This window comes from Vibrio sp. ECSMB14106 (assembly GCF_000972265.1).
GTDB classification, from domain to species: Bacteria; Pseudomonadota; Gammaproteobacteria; order Enterobacterales; family Vibrionaceae; genus Vibrio; species Vibrio kanaloae.
The window spans coordinates 24,319-48,972 of sequence record NZ_LAUM01000015.1 but is presented as its reverse complement, the minus strand read 5'-3'; the positions used below and the strand labels follow the sequence as shown (position 1 = coordinate 48,972).

The following is a 24,654-nucleotide window of genomic DNA, read 5'->3' as shown; positions in this document are numbered from 1 at the left end:
GTTGCGAAGAAACCACAGATTAATAAAGAATTAATCGAGTTATTTTGATGATTTTTATATGAATTGAAAATTAGAAACTTGGTAAAGCTAAAGCCAAACTCATTACACCATTTCACTTAGGCCTAGATTGCGTTTTAAGTTACATACCATCGAATTAGTTTTGGTAGGGGAAATACACGCCCCAAAAATGTGTAGAGTATTAGCTCTGAACGATTTTGGGGCAGATATGAGTTGTTGCAGAATCTGCAATCACTGAGCTTTCTCGTTGCTCGGGCAACTATTGCAAAAATTGCAACAGTTCAACTACCGAGGAATCCTCGATAGTTGCTTGATAAGCAATGTGCATATTTTGCACATTAGTTAGTTCTATTGCCGAAGCGACGAGATCAGAATCGGGTTGGAGCAGAGGTGATTTACGAAACAACCTGTTGGACAATTGGGAAACAGCTTGTTTCACAAATAAATCTCATGATGGTTTCTTGCGCTCTAAACACATCTTGGGGCATAACTGTTTTGGCTGGCAGTTTCGCTCTCCATCTGAATTCTGTGACTGAATCAGTAGTTGCACCTGACGATTAAGTGAATATTCATTCGTGAGACGGGCTAGGTGAAGACGTCAGATTGAACGGATAACATAGCTGCTTACTCGGCTAAATAGAAAAATGAATGACTTATTGTTCTGCTAGCATCTGAAGTGATGCATTCCATTAATTCGGATAACACTCACAACATTCAAAGCCTCAAATTGACAATATTTATTACTCAAAATCGATATTAGGAAAATATTGCAATTCAATCTCGTTGGCCGTACTCATATCTCTGAGAGATTGAAAGATCATAGATTTATTACTTTCCACACGCAGAGTCATCCTGAATACACACTTGAAAATTTGTACGGAGATCTGAACAGTGAAGAAGATAAAAATCTGTTGTACGCATTGCTAAACCCTAACAAACGATTGATGAATGATGAATCGTCACGAATTGATAGTCGTGGTAATGGCTTCAACAGTACATTGAAATACTCATCGGAAATTTTAAAGATGATTGCGGGAGAAAAGGGTAGCAACAACCAGCGAGGCTGGACAATTGATGGTGTGTTTGAAAATGAAGCGATAGAACACTATGAGCCCATTCAATCAGGTTATGCTTTCCGATTAAAAGGTATGTCCACGGTAGTTACAGTGACATTGACGCAGAACGCAGAACGCAGAGACTGGCTGGGTCGATTACAAGTTGAGTCACTACATTAAAACTCCAGAACAAATGAGCAAATATGTTCCAAGTAGACAATCGGGTGACTATCTTGAGTATACCTTGCAACGTGGAGTAACAACGATTACCGATTTTTATAAAATCGCAGTGCGCAATGGTCACATTCCAGATGACTCGTGGCTAATAGCGAATAGTTAAAGTTAATGATGACATTTTTGACTTTCACATGTGAAAGTGAGACACACAAAAAAGCCCTTCCGATGTGAAGGGCTCTCAATAGATAACCGACATAAAGCGTTAAGCTGCCTTTTCATCTTCCCCAGATTCAGCATTGTCGGCTTCGGATGCAATTTCTTCATCAGTAGTTTCTTGAGTTGGAGCAGCTGCTTCAACTTCATCTTTCTTGCCTTTGGAGTGCGCTGAGATGCGAGCTCGCTTCTCAATACCAATAATTCGGCCAGCAAGTTTGATTAAGCGTTGTTGCCATTGATAAGTGGCGTCTTTGCGCTGTTTGCTTGTGAGGATACTATTTAGCCATAGAGTATCGACTAACAACATCAAGTTATCTAACTTGCGCACTAGGTGAGCAAATTGAGCTACTTGTGGTGAGTTGATCTCGATATCGTACTGGTTTGGGCTTGTATATTCTGGAGCGCCTTCAATTCCGTTGTCTTCCATCAGTTTTTGTAGCTGATTAGTGGCGGTATCAAGATCAACGGATACTTTCTCGATGTGCTCCTGGATGATGCTTTCTACTTGGTCAATTTCATCTTGTTCACCAATGATTCGCAAAATAACATCAATCGAAAACAGTGAATCGGAAACGCGCTGAAAGCTGCGTTCGACTACACGTTGAGCTTGCAGACTGTTCACTTTCAGCACTCGTTTGAATACAGGGCGAGAAAGGTCCGCATTGTTGCGCTCTTTTTTGGTTGGTTGTTGTTCCAAAGAGGTTTCTGCTAAGTCTGTCATTTCTTTCTCCTTCAATTGAATACAGATACAGATAAACGCAGATACAGGATAAAAGGTCTATTGACGAATCCTTAGCTACAAATGTGCCCAGAACGGGCAGATAGAACGATTTATTACATTTTACGAGAAGTGCTATAGTAAAGACTCTTTAGTCGCTCTGCGGCTTTATGTGAGATAGCTGGTCTCCACAAACAATCAGCATTAATCATATGCCGTATGGCATTTCAAAACCCAATCGGGGGAACAATACCCCGACCAAGGGTGTTGCTCCCCTTAGTTTTATAAGGAGTAACACCATGCACATCATCACTTTCGTTTTTGTTATCGTAGCTAGTCTTGGCGCATTGTACGTAGGAGCAATGGTATTTGCGAAAGCATTTACTTTTCTTGCGTTGCAGTTCCAGAACTTAGGTTTGTTCTTTTGGAACAAAGCGAGTAACAAAGCGCGGTCTGTACAGGCCGTTATCAAAGAAAAAGCTGAACAAAAAGCGAAAGCTGTTCAGACTGCGGTTGTTCCTGAGCCTGCTCAAGAACAACCGACTCCGGCTAAACCTGTCGATGAATATGCTTATCTAGAAATTCCAACGTATATCCGTAAAGGAAAAACGCTGGTTTGGTAAGTAGATCTTTAAGGGTATAGCTCAACCAAAAGACTTGACTGATGAGATGTACAACACGTACATCTCATCTTTCATCTCTAAAAATAAAAACCCTGACGGGGGCAACTACCCCGTAGGGGTGAGTTTGTCTCTGTCGTTTAAAAACGTTCAAAAAGGAGACAAATCATGAACAAAATTACATTTACTTTCTGGAAAGCCATCTTGAATGTAGTGCTGGGCTTAGGTACTGGTGCTGTTATTACTGGTGGTATTGGTCTTATGACTGGTGGTGTACATCCCGCAGCTGTGCTCGGAGCTAATGTCGCTGCTGTTGTTATGGGATTAGTTTTCATGGCAGCTTACGTTGTTGGTTCTATCATTCTGGTAGCATTTAGTGACAGTGGATAAATAGGCTCAATTTTGAGCTTAATTTTCGTTAGGATCTGAATGACACTTTGAGGACAGAACAATGACAACAGGAAGCCTGTTATATTTTTCGCTCATCTTGGGGGGCCTGATAGCTATCATTGTTATTGGGTTGATAACCAAGAGGATTGTAGAAAAAAAGTTAAACAAAAAGCACGGTAATCGTGATCAGTAATTTAACCCTGGCGGGGGACCTACCCCAGAAGGGATAGGTATAGCCAAAATAAACAAGCTCCAATGGGGCTTGTTTTCAAAGCATGTAGTGGTACGTGTTTTGAAAACAAGCGTCATAGGAGTCATGTATGGTAAAAAACATGGCAGTATCAGGTATTGCTTTTAGCGGTACTCAGGTATTTGGCGTTTCAAATTCAAAGCCTCCATAACCTGGCTCTTTGTTACACAATGAAGGACACAGGCTAAGGAGGACAGTTCATGCCAAGTAAAATCCAATACAAATTACGTCCCTTTTTATACAGCAATAGTTCACTGTCTCTGAGTAGCGTGTGTTTCGTTTTCCATTATGGAAATGTTCATTCAAAGCAAATTGGGTCAGGAGAAATATTGCATTGGGGATAAGATAGTATGAGAGTTCACTTGTTATGATGATTGCGCGGGTGTGTTGTATTTAGCCAGTGGCCGAACGATATCTATCAATCCACGACAATTTTGTAGTGTTATTGAAGCTCAAGAGGTTATTACTGACTGGGCTAAGCGTTTAGGTATTATTGGTCAAAATGACACTATATCCGCGTGTTCATAATCAAATTCGGCCCAGTTTAGGGCCGAACTTACCAAGTCTTTTTAGGCATACGACAATTATGCCTAAAAAGATTTTTGCTCTCATCTGAGAGTGAAGATGCGATAGCTGGTCGCTAAAAACAAACAGCAATTAACGTTAATTGAAATAGCCCAACCGGGCACACTTAGCTCGGTACGGGTCTAGGTGTGCCCACAACCAATTAGGAGCGCACCTATGTCTCAACAATATGCAAACTTCAAAGTACGTGATGTTTTTGGTATGCCGGATATTCCGGAAAAGATTCTCGCTAAAGGCTATGCCGATAGCAGCAATCCTTTTATTCCACAAACTCACGCCGATTACGTTTTCCGAAAGGAGTTCTTGAGAGAATGCTTAGCATTTTTGAATGATCCCTGCGGTGATGCGTACTATGTCACCGGACCAACAGGTTCTGGTAAAACTTCTGGCATTACAGAAATTACAGGGCGTCTCAACTGGCCTGTGCAACAAATTACGGCTAATGGTCGTTTAGAGTTCACAGATTTAGTTGGACATCATGCCTTGATTTCACCAAAGCCTGGAGAAACTCCCGTCATGCAATTCATGTATGGCCCTTTAGCAATCGCTATGCGTGAAGGCCATGTCCTCCTCATTAACGAGGTTGATTTGGTTGACCCAGCAGAGCTTTCCGGTTTAAACGACATTCTTGAAGGTCGTCCACTGGTTATCGCTCAGAATGGTGGAGAAATCATCAAACCACATCCAATGTTCCGCGTTATTGTCACTGGTAACAGTACAGGCTCAGGTGATCCATCAGGATTATACCAAGGCGTAATGATGCAGAACTTGGCCGCAATGGATCGTTATCGTTTCTCTGTTGTGCCATATATGGCAGAGCAAGATGAACGCGGCGTTCTGGAGCGAGTAGTTCCTCGTCTTCCTGACATCATTCGTAATGGTATGGTTCGAATTGCTAATGAAATTCGTAAACTATTTATGGGTGAAAACGGGGATGATGGACAAATCAGCATCACAATGTCTACGCGGACACTTGTGCGCTGGGCAAAACTAACGTTGCAATTTCGTGGTGCGCCAAATGCCATTGAGTATGCCTTACAACAATCATTGCTAATCCGAGCCTCAAGTGAGGAGAAAGAAGCTGTCATTCGCATAGCGAAAGACGTTTTCGGTGAGCAGTGGCGATAGGGGGATCTCATGGATACGCAAAACATGATTTGCAAACGTTACATCCGTGAACGTGGAACGACTATCGACAAGGTAATGCTTGGTTACAAGCCAGTTCAATGGTCCATCGATCCTGATGGGCCAACTGAATACCAATTGGTAGAGTTCTTTGAGTTAAACGGGTGGAAAGAGACTATCTTGCTCGATGGGCAGATAATCAGAGCCACCAGCTTAGATACGATTCCTGTCACCGTGAAAGAGAAAGAAAATCAGCATGTTGATGATCTGCTTAAAGAGGGGTACTCCTTCCTCGATGAAGTGCAGGTAAACGCCACAACAAAAGCTGTGTCTTCTCTTGAAGCCGAAACAGAATCAAAAGGTGGTTACTCACTGAGCTGGTTGTTGTCATCACCTGTTGATGCTTCAAATCATGCTCTACTCCGAGGGTTTATTGTCGGGGTCTTTACTGATGGTGCATCAAAGCTTGGCTTCGATGTTGCCAGAGAGAAAGGATCTCAATCTCAATTACCTGATGTTTTAATGAGAACCAATAAAGGGTATGAGCTAACTGTAAAAAGCGGCGCTAGCGAAAACACCATCTGTCCAACGATGTTGGAAGGTGCTGGGACGCTAACTGCTTCGGATGGCTATGAGCCTTTGCTGATGTTCATTTATTTACAACGCAGATTTGAGCAGGAGTTTTTTAAAGATGATGAAAAACGCTTGGTTAAAATCTGTGGAGAAGATGGTGATCTGTTTATTTATGACGGATTTGATTCTTTGGAAGGAATATTTTTTGAGTTCGGATGGAATTACAACGAAGTTAGAGAAGCGGCAGAACGTCTTGGTTTAGTCGCCGAACTATTTCGATTGGATAACATTGATTGCGAAACCGAAGATTCCTATTTTTAACCCCTAGAGGGGCACTGTGCCCTAAGGGGTCATGGTGTCCCTTCCATCTCAACGGAGAGAACACCATGTCTACAAAACCAGAAACGAAATCATTAGTTGAAAGAATGGCTCAGCGGTTTGGGGTTGATGCTAAGAAGTTTTTTGAAACTTTAAAGCTAACAGCCTTTAAGCAGCGAGACGGAAGCGCACCAACTGATGAGCAGATGATGGCATTACTCATCGTAGCGGAGCAGTACAATCTGAATCCGTTTACGCGAGAAATATACGCTTTCCCTGATAAAAGCGGCGGCATAGTACCTGTTGTTGGTGTTGATGGCTGGAGCCGGATTGCCAACGAGCACAAGCAATTTGATGGGGTGGAGTTTGAATACTCTGAAAATCTTATTGAAATGCCCGGAGCAAAGGTGAAATGTCCAGAATGGGTGGAGTGTATCGTTTACAGAAAGGACCGTACACGGTCTATACGTATTCGAGAATATCTTGATGAAGTCTATCGTCCACCAGTCGAAGCAACGGGTCAGTACGGTCCTTACACTGTTATTGGCCCTTGGCAGACTCACACGAAACGACAGTTACGACACAAAGGCTTTATCCAAGGTATGCGTATCGGTTTGGGGTTTTCTGGAATTTACGATCAAGATGAAGCTGAACGCATAATTGAAGGTGAAGCGCATGTTGTATCGTCAGAACAAACCACAAAACAACCAGCTGTCATTGAAGCCTCAAGTCCATTGGCCTTGGAGCATAAAAAGAAAATGGACCCACTTTTAAAACAACTTGCAGATAGAGCTATTGCGCAAAATGCGTGGTCAGCAACTCACGAGTATGTTGAAAGTCGGTTCTCTGGTGCCGAGTTGGAGTATGCGGTTCAATATTTGCGTGATGCAGAGATTGATAGCATGGAACCAGCAGTAACCCAAAAAGCTTCTATCCAGGAAAAGGGAAATGTTGACGATGTTCAATCTGAGTTACCAGATGAGCCGATTCAGCATGATCCTGATCCTCTAGAAGAAGGTTTGCACGAACCTGATCCTGAACTGGAAGAGGGTGGTGACGGCAACTACTTTTAACCCCTTGCGGGGGAGTTCCCCCGCGATGGGGACTCCTCCTGTTAAATACAGGAGAGAGCTATGAAAATCGTCAATCTATCTCAAAGGAGCGAACAATGGTTGGAATGGCGTAAAGGTGGTATTACTGCTACTGACGCCTGCATCCTACTAAATCGTTCTCCTTATAAAACGGAATGGCGACTCTGGGCTGAAAAAACAGGCTATGCTCGTGAAGTCGATCTAAGTCTAAACCCTCTGGTGCGCCAAGGGGTTGAAAACGAAGATAAAGCAAGACGTGCATTTGAGGAGAAGCACAATGATATTCTCTTACCTGTTTGTGTCGAGTCAGTTCAATATCCATTGTTTAGAGCATCGCTCGATGGTCTACGAGGCAATGGTGAACCTGCTGAACTGAAATGTCCTAGCGAAACGGTCTGGAACGATGTTTGTTCTGAACTAAAAAACAGCAAGGCTTATCAGTTATATTACCCTCAAGTTCAACATCAGTTGTTAGTTACTGGTGCAAAGCAAGGGTGGCTAGTTTTCTACCGAAATGGGCAACTCAAGGAGTTTGTTATCACCCGAGATGAGCCTATGATAAAAGAAATTGTGGCTAAGGGCACAATCTTCTGGAAACGAGTCACTGAGCGTAAAGAGCCTGAGAAAGACCCCAAGCGAGATCTTTTTATACCGCAAGGTAAGGAAGTGAACGAGTGGATTTACGAAGCGGAGCAGTACCGACTTTATGACGCAGAAATTAAGCAGTTGGAAGATAGGTTGCAAGCGTTGAAAGATAAGCGGCAACCTCACCTTGATAAAATGAAATCTTTGATGGGTGAATATTTCCATGCGGATTATTGCGGTGTAATGATCACTAAGTACAAAGCCGCTGGTCGGGTAAATTACCAAAAGCTACTTGAAGAAAAAGGTTCGAATATTAAGCCTGAGGATCTTAACTCGTATAGAGAGGAGACCTCAGAACGTTACCGAGTAACGGTTACAGGCTCTGTTAACCCGAGGTACATTCAAGATGAAGAGGTTTTAGCCCCTTTAAACGATGTGTCTCTAGAAGTAGAGTCAGCCTATTTTTAGGCATAAATAACAAGCCCTTTGGGGCTTGTTTCTAAAGCATATCGCGTCAGTGTGTTTTAGAAACAAGCAACAAAGGGCATCTACAATGAAAACACAGAACTTCAAGCTCATGTACCTACATGGTGGCCGCTGGCTAGAACGTATCTACAAAGATACGATTTATGCCAATGTACAAAGAGTGGCAAACTCTTTCCCAAAAAGTGTTACCTGGTACATTGAGCCTATGTGAAATGTAGACATGAAAGGGGGAATGTATTCCCCCCTTTTCCATTGAAGATTGCTTTTTCGGTCTTCAACGGAAAAGGACGAATTCTACTCTCATCGAGAGTGAAGACGCGATAGCTGGTCGCTAAAAACAAACAGCATCAAACTCATTTCAATTTAACCCAACAGGGGAGCTTCTCCTGTTCGGAGTTAGCCTCCTGTCTATTGCACTAGGAGGCAACCATGAAAAACTACAAGCTATGTTATAAAAAGAAAGGTTCTCCGAACTGGATGACCCGAGTATTTAATGACACCTTGTACGACAATGTTCAACGTGTTGGAAATTCATTTCCATCCACCTTTACCTGGATGATTATTCCTGCGTAACTCACTTTAACTTTATAGCCCAACCGGGCACATCATGCCCGGTTCGGGACATGGTGTGCTTTCACTTTGCTGGAGAATAAACCATGTCAAAAGTTAAACATCTCGAAAATCTATGCGTTATTAATGCTGATTTTGATATCTGGAGTGGGCAAACTCGTTTGTCTGCATCTGACTTTAAATTGGGTGCTGGTGGTGAAATTCCACCAGAGAAAGTAGCTCAATTAGGGTCGAAAAAAATCTGTGATCCAGCGAAGCTGAAAGGCTTTCATCGCTTGAAAACAGAAACTCGACGTTTTTTGCTTAGCTATGGTATGCCATTCATGAATGGCTATGCTGTACCCGTAGCAAAAACTGATGAGATTTGCGCCAAGTTGGACAAGATTGACGTCGAAGTTCAACAGTTAAAACACGAGTTCGTTACTGGCTACAACAATGCCGTTGATGAATGGTGTCGAGAAAACCCTGAATACGAGACTGCTATTCGTGCTGGAGCTCTTCCTCGTGAAGAAGTAGAAAAACGAATTGGTTTTGAATATCAGGTGTTTATGGTTCAACCTACTCAAGATGAGCAAAGCGCACACAGACTTAATCGTAAGGTTGAGGAGTTGGGCGATGATCTCATTGCTGAGGTGGTAAATGATGCCAATGATTTTTACAACAAACGTTTAGCTGGGAAGATGCATGTAGCAACAGCTACAGGCGCAACGCTAAAAAACCTACGTGATAAAGTGGATGGACTGTCATTTTTGAACAGCGCATTCACTCCGCTCGTTAGCCTGCTCGATCAAACACTAGCAGGGTACGAAAAGCACGGAGCTGGAAAGCGTAATATTGAAGGTATGTTCGTCTTTCAAATTATGGCCGCTGTATTAATCATGTGTGATCGCAAACGTATTCAAGAATACGCTGGTGGTTCGCTTAGTGTTGATGATGTAGCCAAAACCTTGACCAGAGATGAACTCAGCTCATTAGAGTCTGGAGCTTCTGATCAAGAAGATGAAAGTGAAGGTGTTGAGAGTGATGAGGCACTGGAACAACCATACGTTCAAACGCAAAGCCAAGAAGTTAACCAAGAAGATGGTGAACAAGTTAATAACTTAGAACCTGAAACTATTTTGGATGACTTCGAAGCGTTTTTAGCCAACCGCACATCCAGTGCAAACCAAGATGACGAGGAAGATGATGCTTTGGAAGACAAAAGCGATGTCTCTTCTCAGACTCTGTGGGATGCAGACCTAAATTGTGATGACATTCCAGTGGAAGACTATAGCCAAGACCCAGCAGATTATGTTGGCAAGGACTTTGGTCAATCTCACTCTAATGATCATGTTGTAAGTCAACCTGAACAGCAACCAACTGAGCTTGATGATCAGGATTGTTATTTTTAACCCCCTCGGAAGGGACAACCACCTTTCCGAGGGTGGTTTGTTTCTTCTGTCCAAATTGGAGAAGAAATATGTCTAAAAAACGTACTGTTTATAATGCTTTACCCATCGTAGCTGCTGCTTATGGCGAGAAGTTTGGTGTGAAAGTTGCCTTGGGGTCAGATACCGCAAGCACTGATGGTCAAACTATCGTTATTCCAAATGTTCCAGATGACTATCCAAATATGGATGCTGTTTGGGGCTACTTGGCACATGAAGCTGCACACGTTCGGTTTACGGACTTCAATGTAGAAATGCGACGCGGCTTGCACGCTCACCTAACAAACGTCATTGAAGATTGTCGTATTGAAAGAGCAATGCCTGGGGTCTATCCAGGAACAGCTTTGACACTGCACGAGATGGCTCGATACATGCTTCAAGCAGGCCATTATGAACCCGTGAGAGATGAAGACCACCCTGCATCCATCCTGTCTGCATACTGCTTGTATTGGTTGCAAACAGTTGGTGTAGGTCAAACTGCATTGCAAGAGCGTTTAGATGGCGCAAAAGCTGTGTTTGAAAGAGTTTTCCCTCAAGGTGTTGTTGTAAGGCTTAATGCCTTGCTACGTAAATGTGTGGACGCCAAATCAACTGCAAACGCTGCATCTCTTGCTGATGACATCATTAAGATGATCGAAGAAGAGAAAGATAATGAAGAGCAGCAAAATCCGAAATCTCAACGTGAGCAATCACCTGAGCAGAAGGATAAAAGTAGTGACGACTCTCAAAGTCCAAATGGGCAGGAACAGTCGTCATCTAATGGCAATGATGAAAATAGCCAAGAACAACAGGGTGGCAGTAGTGGAGCGCAAAGTGAGCAAAATGAAAATAGCCCCGAAGTTCAAGGTAATAATAGTGAAGAGAACGCGAGCGTTAACAGTTCTCCTCCTAATGCTTCTCAATTGCTACAACAAGTACTAAGCGCTGGAAACAGTGATTTGCCTAAAAATGCGCAAGACGCTTTGAAGCAAGAGCTGAATCTGGTAGCCCAGCAAGAAGGTGATGATCGTTACCAAGCAGTACGGTCAGCAATGGATATCCATGATCACAAAGAAGCTGGGCAGCGTCTCAATGGAGATGTGAAAAGTACAACTTCAAAAATCCGACAGCAGCTTTATGGATTGGTGCAAGCCAGCCAAAGAACTGCTCATAGGAACCAAAGAAGTGGAAAGCGTGTAGACACTCGTCAACTACATAAAGTTGTCATTGGAGATACTCGTATTTTCCAGAGACCAGAAGCTAAGAAGCGCCCTAATACAGCGGTTCACATTTTGGTCGATATGAGCTCCTCAATGGATAGCCCTGCCGGAAACGGTAAGCGCAGGGAAGATATTGCAAGGGAAGCCTCTTTAGCTATTGCATTAGCTTTAGAAAGCATTCCAGGGGTTAATCCAGCAGTAACGTTTTTCGGTAACAACTCCAATGTTCCTGTGTACAGCGTTGTAAAGCATGGTCAAAAAGTACAAAACCAAACTGGTAAATTTGTCTTCAATTCACGCGGTGGTACACCGATGGCTGAGGGAATTTGGTATAGCGCATTTGAGCTAACCAAAACCAGAGAGGAACGTAAAATGATGATAGTTGTGACAGATGGTGCGCCGAACAATGCACTGGCCTGTCACAAAGTTATCGGACTGTGTGAAGCCAGTGACATAGAAATGATTGGTATCGGTATTGAAACTACAGCCGTTAATCGACTGTTCAATACGAACATTGTCATCGAAGATGCTGCGGATCTACAAAAAACACTGTTTAAGTTAATGGAGCGATCGTTGACCGCTTTTGCTGCTTAATCAGTCCATGTATTGGCCCTATCCCGTCAGGGACGGGGCCTATTCATTTTAGGCGTCTAACTCCCTGATAGGGGGATAGCGTTGTATATTATTAGGGAGTATTTAATCATGATTATTGGGTATCAAATTGAAGATAAGCATGGTCGTAATTGGCATGACAACATTGACCGCGCTGACAACCCCTGCACGGTTCTAAGTGAGCAAAGTGCCATTAAAGAGCTTAAAATACTGCAAAAAACCAGACCTGAACGCGACTTTAGAATGATTGCTGTATTCGAGGGTGACATTGAGTATCCATTTTTTGAATGGTCACTTACTGCGGCTAACGATCAGTATAAGACGCTTGGTGTTAGCATTTGTCATATTCCATTAGATGAGCATGAAGCACTAAATGAGCTATCCTATGCTCCAGACTGCAATATGATAATGGGTCGAAATACTGGCTGGCTCATCAAACTGTACGATGAACCTGAGAACAATCTTGGATATAACGGTATGGGGGAAGAATTTCACAATATCTTAGTTTCGGCAGTTAAAGCTGGGTATCGCATGATTGAAATTGATGCTGATGCTCAAGTTCATGACCAGTTCCCAATATTTTAATAACATTTAATACGCCCAGTCTCTTATCTGGGCTTTTACTTCACACACATTTTGAACCTGGTGGGCCAACTACCAGAAATAGGCGTCGGGTTTCCCGGCGCTTTCCTTGAGCCTTTCACTTTCACATGTGAAAGTCGAGAGATTCAAGGAAAGTGCCTTGTGCGCTGATGTGCGATAGCTGGTCGCCAAAAATAAACAGCATTAATTCACTTTTTATCACAGCCCTCGGGCACATCTTGCTCGACGGCATAGGTGTGTCCAATTTTTATGGAGAACAACCATGACTATCGCTCACACTGATACTGACTTGAAAATACAATCAGCTTTCCTTTGCGTTTTGACAGAGGGTTTTGATTATCCTACTGCACAAGATGCCTATGAGGCATATCGTGTGGCCGCAAACGTAGCAATCAAAAATCCAGAGAAGAAAATTTCTGATATGGGAATTAGCCTTTCTGGCCGACTGTTACCATCTCATCTCAAGACCTGCGCAGAGCTTGTCGATAGTGTTGACTATCTGGTTAGCACTATCAGTCTAGGGGTGGAATATTTTCTGGATCTTGCACAAGGCAAACACAGCTTGTTAACGGACCCAGAAAGCCTCATTGAATTAGATGGGGATGTGTTCAGAATCCATGAAACTAAACTTAGTTTGATGTCCATTGAAACTCCGTTGGAGCGTCGTATTCCCGTTACCGACCTAGAAACCCAAAAAGTTTATGGTTGGACTACTGATGGGGTTCTCGATGTTATTAACCGAGATAGAAGTCCTGATTGGAGTGATTACACTGAAACAGATTGGGTTGAAGGTTGGAAGGAGTGGGTGGTTCCGGAAGGATACTATCAAATCCAAGAAGAAGACTTGAGACCTGACTACTTCACAGATAACAGTTCTGAATTGTCGGATGAAAAAGTGCTTACACGTATTAAATCTGTCCAAAAAGAACCAAATGGTACTTTGACGGCAGGTGATGTATACGACGCAATTCATGACGATATGAAGGCTGTAATCGACGGACCGTATCTGATTAAAGCTAATGGTGCATTAGTGACAGATACGGAACTAGAGGAAGTTTGCTTAACACTCTATTTTGGCGAAAAATACAGCCAAAGTATCATGATCAACTTTGATGAAATCTATAACGGCGTATTCCATGATGATACGACAATAAGTGTTCATTCAGGTTCTTTAAGTGAGCGACTCACATTAACTGTTGAAAAAATGCAGGTTGGTGTGAAGGCGAGCGGAAACATTCTTTCAATAGGTGAAGTCCACTACAACGTCTTTGACGCAACAGGGGAGCATGGAGCTGAAAATGCACTTGAGGCAATGAAAGCTTTGGGTAAACCAATGTTGTCGGCAGAGCAACTGTATAGCTCTCTCAAAGAGTTATGCTCAGAGACAAAAGGGCAGTTCCAGATTATGGAAGCCCGAATCTAATACATTAACCCTAACGGGGCAATCGCGCCCTGGTAGGCGTTGGTTGCCTCTTCAATTTTATGGAGACAGCCATGAGCACAAAAAACGCACATAAAGCAAAATACCATTTCTATTTCACTACCGCTGTACTGAAACATGCAGAGGACAACCACATCAATATCGGAGATTGTTTTGGCTATGGTGAAGATAACTTTGTTGTAGATCTTTATTCATATTCAAACCTCATCTATAGATGTGTTGACGAAATAGAAAGAGCCCCAAATAAGTGGAAAGAAAGTGAACTATTTGATTTGGTTGATAATCTTTCAGATTGTTTTTGGGGAATTATAGAGCGAGAAGGGTATGACGAGATGGATGCATCAATGCCATGCTTGGATGAGTTTGAGTTAGATATCAAACGCGCTCTAAATATATTTGTAGAATAAATTAAATCCTAAACCCTAAGGGGCCATCAAAGCCTCTAGGGCATTGCTGGCCTCTCAATTTTTAATGGAGGCCATTATGGCAATCGTAAAATTTAACATGAAAGAAGTACAACTGCTGGTGGATGAGCTTAATAAGACGAAAAGTTATTCACCAACAATGGATGACCTCTTTAAGCCTGCTCTATACAAAACAGGCAAAGTTGTTGATTCCAATGGAAACGATGAGGAACACAAAGATTTTGGATGGCCGGACTCCAGCCAGATAGACAAGTCTTTAGTCGAACCGCAGTTGCTATTGGTAAAAGATCAAGGTTTGTATCTTCTGAACAACGCAGATGTAAAAGAAAGTCCTCGCTCAAGAGGTGCTGTTGTCTATGCTCACGGATGTAATCCTGACAAAGATGACGACTTTTACGAAACTGCTCGAATGATATTTGGTGGTGATGATGGCAGCGTATCCATTCCGGTAGGTTGGTTTGACTTAGCGTATAAAGCTAATAAGCGTTATTTCAAGTTAAACGTTGCGCCAACACAAATTTCACTTGTCCTTAAATAACCCTTTCGGGGCCACTTGCCCTGAATGGGCAGTGGTCTCTATTAACTGGAGAATCACAATGACTACACTCGCATCCTTAGAATCAACGCTTAATCACGACATGGCAATGCGTCGTTTCTTAGATACTTTAAACCGTAATGAAATGGAGCGCTTATCTGGTGAGATTCACGCAAAATTCTACTGGAATAAGCGTAATCCACAGTGGTATAGCAGTGACAATGCTCGCTTATTTGCACTGCTGAATCGTGCCAAACGCATCATTAAGAAGCGACTTAAAACAGGACGAGTTAAACCAGAACAAACAGAGCATGGTTCGATTATCGAACGTAGTCACTTTCCACTAGGAGATACACTAACCTTTTGGAATTGCTACCTGAACGACTCTTGGAGAATTGCTCATCAAGACTCGTCATATAGTGCGTTCTGGTATAACGAGCGTGAGCTCAAATTGTGTACCTACTGTGAAGGTGATGTGGTCTTTATGACAGCTCCCAATGAGGAGATATATCGTAAGGATTACGAAAGCCTTGATGCATGGTACACCGACAACCTTTAACCCTAAACAGGGGCACCCATTGCCCCTAAAGGGAGCATGGTGTGCCCACCACAAGGAGGACACACCATGTTTACTACATCTGTTTGCTCTTACCCGAATCGTGGTCATTATGGCGACAACAAGTATCGAGGTAATTGCACCGGACACATCATTAAAGACTTTATTGAGTCATATATGATGAAACCTAATGGCTTAGTTGTTGACCCTAGTATTGGGGGAGGAACCAGTACTGATGTGGCAAATGAACTCAAAGTTCGTTTTATTGGTACAGACTTGCATCAGGGGTTTAATTTGCTGCGAGATGATCTGTCTGCATTTCTTGGGGAGCCAGCCCACCTTATTTGGTGGCACCCCCCTATGCCGATATGATTCAATATTCTGGAAACATGTATGGCGAACCCAATAAATGGGATATGAGCCGTCTATCGTTGCCAGAGTTCGTGGAAGCTCTAGAATTAGCCATTATGAATATACATGATGCCTGTGAACCGGGAGGTCACTACGGTATTTTGATGGGAAACCTTCGACGTAAAGGCGAGTATTATAACTTGTCCAGTCTGGTTGAGCGTTTGGCTCCAGGTAAACTCGTTGATGAGATCATCAAGGTACAACACAACTGTGTCTCTGACCGGACCAACTACAGCAATAACAGTAAGCTGGTTCGTATCGCCCATGAAAAGTTACTGGTATTCAAAAAGCAAAATGCATCATCATCGCTTTCGCTTATCCCAGTAGCAGATAAACGTGCGGCCAATATGGTTGGAGTTACATGGAAAGCAGTGTTGCGTCGAGTGTTACAAGGTAAAACCTTATCGTTAGATGCCATTTACCAACAAATTGCACCTTACGCGAAACACCGACAAAACGAACACTGGCAAGCCAAGGTTCGTCAAGTGCTGCAAGATGAACGATATTTTGTTCGAGTGGATTCTGGGGGTTATACCCTAACAGAGTGAAAGCTAATGTTGACACCTAGAATGGGCAGTTCCACATTAGAAAAATTCTCGAATTTATGTCGAAATACTCTAGTACACCGAGAGATCGGAGTACGTACCGTTTAAGGGTAATAAGCGCTGGGGGATCTCCCCCTCGCTTTCCAAAGCAGTCTGAACTTACAAAGAGACTATTTTGGAAAGTGCCTTTGGTGCTTGAGTACGTTAGCTGGACGTCGCAAATAAACAGCAAAATCTCATCTATTAACCACCCTGGCGGGGCATGTTCTCCCGCTGGGAGTCATGCTTCTCAAATAAGGAGTATGACAATGCATGTCAACTTACCAGCCAGTACAAGTACGTTACTGGTTCAACTAGAAAGAAAAGGTATCGCTATTGAGTCGCAATGCAGAAATGGGTATTGCGGAGCATGTCGGTGCAAGCTGGTAAGAGGGAACATTTCTTACCGTGCTGAACCTATAGCATATCTTAATGATGGTGAAATTTTGCCTTGCTGTGCTACAGCAACGTCAGATGTAACTGTCGATATCTAACCCCAACCCTGAGGAGCTTTAACCTACGGGTTGGGCTCCTCTTTACAAAGAGTAAATATGTATGACCAATCAATACCATCACGATTTTTACCGCAATAGCACTTTCCCTGTTGTTGTTTATGAATTGTGTGAAGAGTCATTAACCATCAAGCCTGTAACAATTGAGGAGTACGGTTTAGCCACTCCAGATTGTACACAGGAAAGCATTCTTTACTATGCGGAAGGCAAACGTTGCCGTTCGTCTGTAGAACACTTCTTCTTAACTCGTAATGATGCAGAAGAAGCTCTAGAGCGTTTAAGAATGTCCTTAACCACCAAGCCAAAATTAGAAGAACTCGCATACGCCCAAGCAACTGCTCAGTACCTGTCAGAATTAGGAAGTGCTGACAATTGGTTCATGGCTTACGAGTACCTAATAGAATGCGTTGAGAAAGGTGAAGAGCCCGATTTAACTGCATGGCAACCATTTGAACATTGGGAATGGAAAGATATAGCAGATCGTATAGACGATGAGGCTCAATCTATTCTTTCTCTGTTGAAACAGGTGTTAAAACTTGCGAAAGAGGGGATCGTTTATTCGGCCATAAATGACACACTCACAATGGATATGAACCAGCTATGTATGCAAAGCATGGTAGAACTAGGTGCATGTCAGGAGGTGTCCAATGAAGCTGAATAAACGAATAGCTAGTCAAGATGAGCATGGTCGTATTGCCAATATCATTAAATGGTGTAAGCGACACAACCAAACGATCAATGGCTTCCCTTACGGGGATGATTTAGTTGGTTCGGATGGAATTCATCTTGAATTGTTGGTCCCTCAAGGTACTTCTCCTGAGAAGTGTACCGATGCTTTGGTTCAAGGTTACTCAGAGCGAGATGTCGTAACCCATGCGGTGATTGAATGTCCCGCAGATTGGTTTAACGCCTAGGCATTAGATACTGGCTTATAAACTCAGGGAGGTGAGTTATGACCATGCCAAATTCGCAACTAGTTATGTTTGCTGGAAACAACGTGGAAACTGTAGAGGAAGTTCGCTCGATGCAGCTGGCCGTTAGATGTAATGCTTTAAAAGCAAATTCATCGTCGGAAAGAAAAGAGCTCGAATCATTGGAGCTTTGGCTGGAAGAGCAAATTAACTCTCAGATTGTTGGATTTTAACATATGAAACTTAACCCCAAAGGGGCATACCTATGCCCTTTTGGGAGTGGGTTGCCTCTCAATTAAATTTTTAGGAGCAACCCATGAATACTGCAAGCGTATTAACCTACGATGCACAATTACAACTCCCCTTCATTTTTGATGTTCTGCTATTAGAAAATGATGAAGAGCCGATTGAAAAGGTTACTCCCTTAACAATCGTAGCATCATGTTCTGAACGTACAGTCGAGCAAGAGTTTGAAACTGAAATCGAAACTTGGACTGATGGGCAGATTAAAGAGCTAAGAGAGGCATTTTTGCGGTATAGCTTAAATGTCCTTGCTGACGGACGCTCTGGTAAAAAAGCAAAAGATGAAGCTTATGAATGGTTGAACTCTGATGAAGTTCATCCATTTTCATTTGTTACCTGTTGTGTGTTATCTGGTTACGACCCTGATGAAGTGCGTAACCTTTGCCAATACACACTCAGACAGTTAGCTAAAAGAAATAAGTAGCCACCAGGAGGGGGATCACCTGCTGGTGGACTCCTCCAAGTTCGAGGAGATTACAATGACTACTTCACTGAAACAGAAAGCAATTGGATTGGCCGCTGCACAAGTCCTTAAATTCAATAATGAATATAAAGGAACATGGTATGACGGCTATTTGCTTTTGCTGGAATGTATGCAGCAAGATCGAGAACCTGAACATTGTGCCATCAGAGATGATGTTGAGTTTTGGTCATGGCATGAGGTAGTGCAATTCATTGATAAAGAGGCTGAAAACATTTGGAAGCCGATGGAAAATGAATTGGCTGACACCAAGCAACTGATTGTTCATGATGCTGCCTCGGGACTTGATAAGTTCTGTGGTATCGACGTTGAACGCTTCGGTGAGCTTGATAAGGCGTGTCAAACTATCGTTCTAAACAAAGCGGTAGTACTTGCTGTAGATAAGGTAAATCGAGATGAACCTGAGAGTGAGCAAACTAAATTCCATGTTCGTTCATATTCTGGACGGTTTATGTATGGTCGTACTTGTCTTGGGATAGATGTCCCCCCAGGAAAAGATCTTTCAGCAGTGGCAAGTTGCATGGGAAATTTATTCAAATTTCTAGGTACACCACGTCAAGATCAAATGGGCAAAGGTACAATCTATTATTGGCCGAATATCGAACAATGTGAATCACACGATGTAGCCTTGTAGGAAACTATAAGGTAGAAATAACAAGCGCAGGGGGAAATGCCCCCTCGCTTTCCAAAGCAGTTTGTACGTACATAGAGACTTTTTTGGAAAGTGCCTTTGGTGCTTGAGTACGTTAGCTGGACGTCGCAAATAAACAGCAATATATCAACCCTGACGGGAGAGCCTCCCGTCGGGAGCTCTCCGTCAATAACCAATAATTGCATGGAGAAGATCATGTCTAAAAACACTAACGATATTTTTACTAATCGCACCCCTTTGGAGTTCTGTGTTTATCCCAAACTAGACCGATGTGTTGGTCTACGTATAGGCTATCCACACTATCGAGAAGGTGCCAATGGCGTTGTCTGTGAGGTTGAAGCAGAATATCCCACACTAAATACTCATTCGAGTGTAGCGTGGCCTCTGGTTGAAGAACTGAATAGCTACACCATCAAAAAACAGAAACAGATAATCGAGGATATTGATGAGGCTGTTGCTGAACTTTTAATGCACAAAGCCAATCTTCTAGAAAATATTCTAAAGCTAGAAGACGGTGAACTTGATTTAAACGAACAAGCGAAAATGCGCTACGAAGAAAACAGTAAGTCTTCTGTCGCGTGATTAGACTGCTATAGGCAAGGGTGATAACCAATGAATGTAGATCAGTTTATTGACGTGATGGGATTGCGATGCCCTGAGCCATTAATGGTGGTTCGTCGTGCAATTCGTCGTATGGGGCCAGGAGAAACACTCGAAGTGAAAGCTGATGACCCAGCTACCACGAGAGATATACCTGACTTTTGTCGCCACATGGATCATCAACTTGTGGAAAGCGAAGTAACCTCTCCCCCATACAAATACATAATCAAGAAACAAATATAAACCCCATAGGGGCGGAAACGTCCTATGGGATAGTTCCGCTCCTTTAATTTAGGAGAAAGGCATGTATATATCGTTACGAGGTCTAAATCACGAGCAATTAAAGTCCAAGATTATCGACCATCGAACAAAGCGCTCATACACTGTTGAAGAGGCTAATACCCCACTACCCAAACAGTCTATTGTCGAGGTAGGACGGCTTTCCTGTGTGTACACAGGTAAGAAATTGTCCCCAGCAGAAGTAAACGCTTATAACGGTTTTACTGAGGAATACAATCGCAGCACATGGCGGCCAGATCAGGATTTCCTCCTAGATCAGAGACATCGCTTATATCATGCAATTTGCCTCGACAACCTTAAACTTCAAGAATCTGCCTAAACCTATGAGGTAGTTCATTTCAAACACTAGCCCACGGGCGCACTTGTGCCCGTAGGGTACAGGTGTGCTCTTTATCTAAGGAGACACCTATGGCCGCTAAATTTATTGAGTTTGATTCACAAAAAGAAGCGATAAATCATCGAGCTAAAGCGGGGGGCTGGATTTTTTCAGCTTTCAGTGGAAAGGCGATATGGTTTAACACGACATTCACACCTCACAAGGTTCTTTATCACAGAGCTGTGCGAGGCTTGTCTGGTGAAGTGATTTAACTGATAAGTAAGCCTAAAAGCGTCGGTTCATCCGGCGCTTTCCTAAAGGTTTTAGCTTTCACATGTGAAAGTGGAGTGTAGAACTTATAGGAAAGTGCCGTTGTGTACTGAGTGCGTTAGCTAGACGCCGAAAATAAATAGCATCTATTCACCCAACCGGGTACATCATTCCCGGTTGGGAAAGGTGTACCTTCTATGCAAGAGGATACACTGATGCCTAGTTACAATGAAATCAATGCTCCGTTCTGGAAGAACAGTCTTCATGTTCTTCAACTTCCTGATGAGATGCCTTCTCAAAGAGAGGTTACGTGGCTCATCGAAATATTGAATGCAGCAAATAAACTGTCATCAAAAGGCGCTGTCCTCATTGATGCAGATGATATGGATAACCCTACAGCAGATTTACCCGATGTTCATGTGGAAGTCGATTTTAAAGACGTTTTCACTCCATTGCGCGTAACTTGCTGGCGAGCTCCAATCCCAAAAGATGCAACTGTTGTCGTTGAAATCAAAAACAACGCAATAACCAATTAACCCTTTGGGGCTCCAGACCCTAAGGGGTTCTGGTGGCCCTTGAATTTCAGGAGAAATGAATATGGCTACCATCGTAAATACAAAACTCGGAGAGCATCGCGGTAAGAAAAGAGTATGGCTAGAAGGAGCTAAGTTAGCTCGTGAAGGCTATGAACCAGGCCAAAAGTATGATCTGGTGTTAAAGGACTCTCAGGTTGTTATCCGGGTATGCGATACGGGAAAGTTCACCGTGAGTAAACGTACTCGCAATGGTCGGACTATGCCCATCATTGACGTGAGCTCTCAGGAGCTGGCGGAACTGTTCGATGGCGTTGAGATGCTTCGCGTCTTTATTCGCCAAGGGACAATCGTTATTTCTGCCCACCATCAGCATGAACGTGTTGTTGAGCGGGTAGAGCGCTTGTTCACCAAACTGGAGAATGGAGAGCCTCTGAGCGTTTGCAGCCTGTTTCATGGTGGCGGCGTTTTGGATAAAGCTATCCACTCTGGTCTGGAACGGTCGGGGATCAACAGCTCAATTGCTGTTGCGGTCGAGATGGAAGGTAAATACCTGGATGCTTCCCTTCGCAATAACACCGAATTGTGGGACGACAAATCCATTGTGATTGAGTCGCCTATTCAGTCGGTAAATCTCAGCCGCAAGCCACCGCAGGTTGACTTGCTGGTAGGAGGTATCCCATGCACTGGTGCCAGCCGGGCAGGGCGCTCGAAGAACAAACTATGGGGTGGTGAAATCGGAGGTCACGCTGAATCGCATGAGTCAGCTGGCGCACTGTTTTTCAACTTTTTGCAGTTTGTCGAAGCTCTCAATCCAGCAATGGTGGTAATTGAGAACGTTGATACCTACCAGAAGACTGCGAGCATGGAAGTAATCCGGTCAGTGCTGACCTCTCTGGGGTACAACATTCAGGAGCGTATCCTGGATGGCAATGAGTTTGGAGTTCTTGAACGTCGCAAACGTCTGTGTGTGGTTGGCACATCTGTTGGTATCGACACGTTCGATATTCGAGAGGTTAAGCCGCTGCGCCAGAAAGAAGCGTGTATCCAAGACATCCTGGAGCCTGTTGAGCTTGATTCACAGCGTTGGAAGTCATTCGACTATCTGGCTGAGAAAGAAAAACGTGACAAGGCTGCTGGTAAAGGCTTTAGCCGTCAATTGCTGACAGGTGAAGAGTCATACCTAGGGACAATTGGGAAAGATTACGCGAAATGCCGTTCGACCGAGCCGTTCATTGTTCATCCAGAACAACCTGAACTGTCTCGAATCCTTACTCCACTGGAGCACTGCCGAGTGAAAGGCATCCCGTCAGAATTGATTGAGGGGGAATCTGACACGGTAGCGCATCAGATCCTGGGGCAGTCTATTGTCTTCCCTGCGTTTGAAGCTCTGGCCTACGAATTAGGCCGAAGCTGCTGGCAGCTGGTGGACAAGACTCCGGTACTAGTCGAAGTGGTGGATACCGAGCAGCCTTATATCGGCGGCGAAGACTTCCACTGGGCTCCGGCTTTAATCGAACGATCAGGAATGCTCAAGCTCGCACCAGCAGGTGAAGCCTTGGGTATGCCTATCAATGTAATGAACAATTCGGTCTATTTCGCTGTGGCGGATGGTCCGGACACAAGTTGCGGAAATCAACCAGCAAAATCAATTCCAATCCAAATGGCTGGAGATGAAATTCGCGTTATGGCCGCTTAACACTACCAATAGCTGAGGTGATTCCCAGAAGGGGTTCCTCAGCCTTACCAGGAGAAATCTATGTGTAAATTATCTATTTATCGTGCTGAACACGGTTCGTATACGGAAGCTCTAAAATGTGCAGCTGTTTACCACTCAACAGGGGATGAGCTTGAACCTGAATTTGTAGATGGTCCAGCTGGTAGAGTGACATATTTAAGTGATATGTATTCTGTCATACAAACTGTTTGTAACGCAGCTGGCCGAGACGATTTGGTCTTCGGTACTGTCATAAACAATATCTTTTGGGAGTTGGATGAGTTAATTGACCACTTTGAAAAGGTAAACCAGTGGCCTTGTGATAATTACCCTGAGAAGGTTGAAAAGCTTGCTCAAGATGCTCACAAAGGATGTGGACTGATTTATGAACTCTTCGCAAACCGGTATATAGATGCGATTGATAACCTTGTTCTCGACTTACCTAAAGGAGTTAAAGAACAGGTTATCAAGCTTGCTGAAAATTACGGTTACGAAGTCATTACAGCGGAGCAGCAAACTGAAAGCCATGAAGAGCATTGGAATGATGACGTTCATTATTGCTCCCACGGCATAGATGCAAATTGCTGTCCGGCTGGTTGTGGCGATATTGATGATGGGCCATATGACGAAATGCAAGAACCCAGTGGCTATAACGAAGCCGGGGTGATTCATTCACGTATAGAAGGCATCGTCGGAAATATTAAGCAGGGAGAAACTATATCTCCATTAGATTGGTGCATGTTGAAAAAGTATGTCCATGATAATCCAGATGCGTGTTCTTGGTACGATGATTGTTTTGTTGAGCCATTAAATGGTTCACGAGAAACAGTTCGAAGTGCAGGAGAGCTTGTTAAGTATCTTCAAAGACAAATTCTGGATGCTTGCTTCGATTTTCGTTTAAACAAGCGAGTTGAAGCAGCGAAAAGTGAAAATGGTATTTTAATTCATTGTTCTTTATGAATTAACTTACTCTAAGGTGGATGCGGAGCTTGATAGCTCTGCATCCTTACCTCTTGGTGTCATTCTTGACATTTTCTAAAGGCGTTTGTTAGAGACGTTTTTGGAAAGTGCCTTGTGCGCTTATGTGCGATAGCTGGTCGCCAAAAACAAACAGCATTACTAATAACCCTACCGGGGATAGCTCTCCGGCAGGAGGCTATCTCCAAAAACTTATGGAGATATAGATATGTCAAAATTCGATCAAATTGCAACCGTACACAAACTGACAGTTGTTAAACAAGCTGATGAGCATGACTCAGAATTCGATGTTTACTTGTGTGAAGACCAGTTCGGTAACGAATGGGCTTTATCAAAAGAAGGAGAACCTGAGTATGCCGAGTGGGGTGTTTATAATTACATCGTTCGCAACAATGTTTGTATGATCACCACGCCAGTATCAACGCCTTGTATGTCTTGGGAGCTTGCAGATCTTCCCAAAGACTATAAAGGTGAACTACAAGTCGGCATGTCAATTGTCTGATACCTATTA

Annotated in this window: 31 protein-coding genes and 1 pseudogene; 30 read left to right on the top strand and 2 right to left on the bottom strand. The window is 43.3% G+C overall.

Annotation, left to right across the window (positions count from 1 at the left end; genetic code table 11):
* Nucleotides 1-785: 785 nt before the first annotated feature.
* On the top strand, nucleotides 786-1,253 hold the full coding sequence (locus WR49_RS12195; RefSeq protein ID WP_046224188.1) for a hypothetical protein: 468 nt from the start codon (nucleotides 786-788) through the stop codon (nucleotides 1,251-1,253).
* 259 nt (nucleotides 1,254-1,512) lie between these two features.
* Here the strand turns inward: WR49_RS12195 and WR49_RS12190 are convergent, their stop codons facing one another.
* Nucleotides 1,513-2,187, bottom strand: a complete 675-nt coding sequence (locus WR49_RS12190; protein ID WP_014386731.1) for a DUF1845 domain-containing protein — start codon at nucleotides 2,185-2,187, stop codon at nucleotides 1,513-1,515.
* A 296-nt stretch (nucleotides 2,188-2,483) separates the two neighbouring features.
* Here WR49_RS12190 and WR49_RS12185 point away from each other — a divergent pair, with 296 nt between their 5' ends.
* The 26 genes and pseudogenes from WR49_RS12185 to WR49_RS12070 all read left to right on the top strand — a co-directional run bounded on the left by WR49_RS12185 (nucleotide 2,484) and on the right by WR49_RS12070 (nucleotide 21,451).
* Nucleotides 2,484-2,807, top strand: a complete 324-nt coding sequence (locus tag WR49_RS12185) for a hypothetical protein (protein ID WP_014386732.1) — start codon at nucleotides 2,484-2,486, stop codon at nucleotides 2,805-2,807.
* Nucleotides 2,808-2,972: 165 nt separating this feature from the next.
* Nucleotides 2,973-3,194 carry a hypothetical protein gene (locus WR49_RS12180; protein WP_014386733.1) on the top strand — a complete coding sequence of 74 codons (222 nt, stop codon included), beginning with the start codon at nucleotides 2,973-2,975 and terminating at the stop codon, nucleotides 3,192-3,194.
* Nucleotides 3,195-4,185: 991 nt separating this feature from the next.
* The gene (locus WR49_RS12175) at nucleotides 4,186-5,157 is read left to right on the top strand and encodes an AAA family ATPase (RefSeq protein WP_046224187.1); all 972 of its coding nucleotides are present in this window, start codon (nucleotides 4,186-4,188) and stop codon (nucleotides 5,155-5,157) included.
* Nucleotides 5,158-5,166: 9 nt separating this feature from the next.
* Nucleotides 5,167-6,048, top strand: a complete 882-nt coding sequence (locus WR49_RS12170; RefSeq protein ID WP_046224186.1) for a hypothetical protein — start codon at nucleotides 5,167-5,169, stop codon at nucleotides 6,046-6,048.
* Nucleotides 6,049-6,113: 65 nt separating this feature from the next.
* A pseudogene (gene bet / locus WR49_RS12165) lies at nucleotides 6,114-6,938 on the top strand (phage recombination protein Bet); the annotation flags it as partial.
* 240 nt (nucleotides 6,939-7,178) lie between these two features.
* Nucleotides 7,179-8,189 (top strand): YqaJ viral recombinase family nuclease, encoded by a 1,011-nt coding sequence (locus tag WR49_RS12160; protein WP_046224184.1) that lies wholly within the window; start codon nucleotides 7,179-7,181, stop codon nucleotides 8,187-8,189.
* Nucleotides 8,190-8,274: 85 nt separating this feature from the next.
* On the top strand, nucleotides 8,275-8,418 hold the full coding sequence (locus WR49_RS21490; protein ID WP_164496844.1) for a hypothetical protein: 144 nt from the start codon (nucleotides 8,275-8,277) through the stop codon (nucleotides 8,416-8,418).
* A gap of 445 nt (nucleotides 8,419-8,863) precedes the next feature.
* Nucleotides 8,864-10,168 (top strand): DUF3150 domain-containing protein, encoded by a 1,305-nt coding sequence (locus WR49_RS12155; RefSeq protein ID WP_014386741.1) that lies wholly within the window; start codon nucleotides 8,864-8,866, stop codon nucleotides 10,166-10,168.
* Nucleotides 10,169-10,236: 68 nt separating this feature from the next.
* A complete protein-coding gene (locus WR49_RS12150; protein ID WP_046224183.1) occupies nucleotides 10,237-11,997 on the top strand; it encodes a VWA domain-containing protein in 1,761 nt (586 codons plus the stop codon).
* Between the two features lie 108 nt (nucleotides 11,998-12,105).
* Nucleotides 12,106-12,600, top strand: a complete 495-nt coding sequence (locus WR49_RS12145; protein ID WP_046224182.1) for a DUF5983 family protein — start codon at nucleotides 12,106-12,108, stop codon at nucleotides 12,598-12,600.
* 280 nt (nucleotides 12,601-12,880) lie between these two features.
* Nucleotides 12,881-14,041, top strand: a complete 1,161-nt coding sequence (locus WR49_RS12140; RefSeq protein ID WP_046224181.1) for a hypothetical protein — start codon at nucleotides 12,881-12,883, stop codon at nucleotides 14,039-14,041.
* A 71-nt stretch (nucleotides 14,042-14,112) separates the two neighbouring features.
* A complete protein-coding gene (locus WR49_RS12135; protein WP_046224180.1) occupies nucleotides 14,113-14,466 on the top strand; it encodes a hypothetical protein in 354 nt (117 codons plus the stop codon).
* Between the two features lie 76 nt (nucleotides 14,467-14,542).
* Entirely contained in the window at nucleotides 14,543-15,022 is a 480-nt protein-coding gene (locus WR49_RS12130; RefSeq protein WP_014386746.1) for a DUF3085 domain-containing protein, read from the top strand.
* A gap of 58 nt (nucleotides 15,023-15,080) precedes the next feature.
* Nucleotides 15,081-15,578 (top strand): hypothetical protein, encoded by a 498-nt coding sequence (locus WR49_RS12125; protein ID WP_046224179.1) that lies wholly within the window; start codon nucleotides 15,081-15,083, stop codon nucleotides 15,576-15,578.
* A gap of 66 nt (nucleotides 15,579-15,644) precedes the next feature.
* Nucleotides 15,645-15,947: a site-specific DNA-methyltransferase gene (locus WR49_RS21625; protein ID WP_231574701.1), complete on the top strand. Its 303-nt coding sequence runs from the start codon at nucleotides 15,645-15,647 to the stop codon at nucleotides 15,945-15,947.
* Between the two features lie 44 nt (nucleotides 15,948-15,991).
* Complete coding sequence (locus WR49_RS21620; protein WP_231574700.1) at nucleotides 15,992-16,534, top strand: hypothetical protein; 543 nt, start codon at nucleotides 15,992-15,994, stop codon at nucleotides 16,532-16,534.
* 56 nt (nucleotides 16,535-16,590) lie between these two features.
* On the top strand, nucleotides 16,591-17,064 hold the full coding sequence (gene yfaE / locus WR49_RS21800; protein ID WP_337959091.1) for a class I ribonucleotide reductase maintenance protein YfaE: 474 nt from the start codon (nucleotides 16,591-16,593) through the stop codon (nucleotides 17,062-17,064).
* Between the two features lie 61 nt (nucleotides 17,065-17,125).
* On the top strand, nucleotides 17,126-17,743 hold the full coding sequence (locus tag WR49_RS21615) for a hypothetical protein (protein ID WP_225471976.1): 618 nt from the start codon (nucleotides 17,126-17,128) through the stop codon (nucleotides 17,741-17,743).
* Nucleotides 17,730-17,996: a hypothetical protein gene (locus WR49_RS12110; RefSeq protein WP_052715029.1), complete on the top strand. Its 267-nt coding sequence runs from the start codon at nucleotides 17,730-17,732 to the stop codon at nucleotides 17,994-17,996. The genes WR49_RS21615 and WR49_RS12110 overlap by 14 nt, the downstream gene beginning before the upstream one ends.
* A gap of 38 nt (nucleotides 17,997-18,034) precedes the next feature.
* Entirely contained in the window at nucleotides 18,035-18,226 is a 192-nt protein-coding gene (locus WR49_RS12105; RefSeq protein WP_046224178.1) for a hypothetical protein, read from the top strand.
* An 83-nt stretch (nucleotides 18,227-18,309) separates the two neighbouring features.
* Nucleotides 18,310-18,720: a hypothetical protein gene (locus WR49_RS12100; RefSeq protein WP_052715028.1), complete on the top strand. Its 411-nt coding sequence runs from the start codon at nucleotides 18,310-18,312 to the stop codon at nucleotides 18,718-18,720.
* Nucleotides 18,721-18,775: 55 nt separating this feature from the next.
* Entirely contained in the window at nucleotides 18,776-19,411 is a 636-nt protein-coding gene (locus WR49_RS12095) for a hypothetical protein (RefSeq protein WP_014386754.1), read from the top strand.
* Nucleotides 19,412-19,624: 213 nt separating this feature from the next.
* Complete coding sequence (locus tag WR49_RS12090; RefSeq protein WP_017085262.1) at nucleotides 19,625-20,011, top strand: hypothetical protein; 387 nt, start codon at nucleotides 19,625-19,627, stop codon at nucleotides 20,009-20,011.
* A 30-nt stretch (nucleotides 20,012-20,041) separates the two neighbouring features.
* A complete protein-coding gene (tusA, locus tag WR49_RS12085) occupies nucleotides 20,042-20,272 on the top strand; it encodes a sulfurtransferase TusA (protein ID WP_014386756.1) in 231 nt (76 codons plus the stop codon).
* Nucleotides 20,273-20,737: 465 nt separating this feature from the next.
* Nucleotides 20,738-20,917, top strand: a complete 180-nt coding sequence (locus WR49_RS12075) for a hypothetical protein (RefSeq protein ID WP_046224177.1) — start codon at nucleotides 20,738-20,740, stop codon at nucleotides 20,915-20,917.
* 195 nt (nucleotides 20,918-21,112) lie between these two features.
* On the top strand, nucleotides 21,113-21,451 hold the full coding sequence (locus WR49_RS12070) for a hypothetical protein (RefSeq protein ID WP_046224176.1): 339 nt from the start codon (nucleotides 21,113-21,115) through the stop codon (nucleotides 21,449-21,451).
* Nucleotides 21,452-21,629: 178 nt separating this feature from the next.
* Here the strand turns inward: WR49_RS12070 and WR49_RS21610 are convergent, their stop codons facing one another.
* Nucleotides 21,630-21,935 (bottom strand): hypothetical protein, encoded by a 306-nt coding sequence (locus WR49_RS21610; protein ID WP_231574707.1) that lies wholly within the window; start codon nucleotides 21,933-21,935, stop codon nucleotides 21,630-21,632.
* Here WR49_RS21610 and WR49_RS12065 point away from each other — a divergent pair.
* The 3 genes from WR49_RS12065 (at nucleotide 21,852) to WR49_RS12055 (ending at nucleotide 24,645) form a co-directional block, all read left to right on the top strand.
* Nucleotides 21,852-23,147: a DNA cytosine methyltransferase gene (locus WR49_RS12065; protein ID WP_231574703.1), complete on the top strand. Its 1,296-nt coding sequence runs from the start codon at nucleotides 21,852-21,854 to the stop codon at nucleotides 23,145-23,147. The two genes, WR49_RS21610 and WR49_RS12065, sit on opposite strands and share 84 nt — an antisense overlap.
* Before the next feature lie 60 nt (nucleotides 23,148-23,207).
* Nucleotides 23,208-24,125 (top strand): hypothetical protein, encoded by a 918-nt coding sequence (locus tag WR49_RS21485; RefSeq protein ID WP_197078531.1) that lies wholly within the window; start codon nucleotides 23,208-23,210, stop codon nucleotides 24,123-24,125.
* Between the two features lie 226 nt (nucleotides 24,126-24,351).
* On the top strand, nucleotides 24,352-24,645 hold the full coding sequence (locus tag WR49_RS12055) for a hypothetical protein (protein ID WP_014386761.1): 294 nt from the start codon (nucleotides 24,352-24,354) through the stop codon (nucleotides 24,643-24,645).
* The last annotated feature ends 9 nt before the right edge of the window (nucleotides 24,646-24,654 follow it).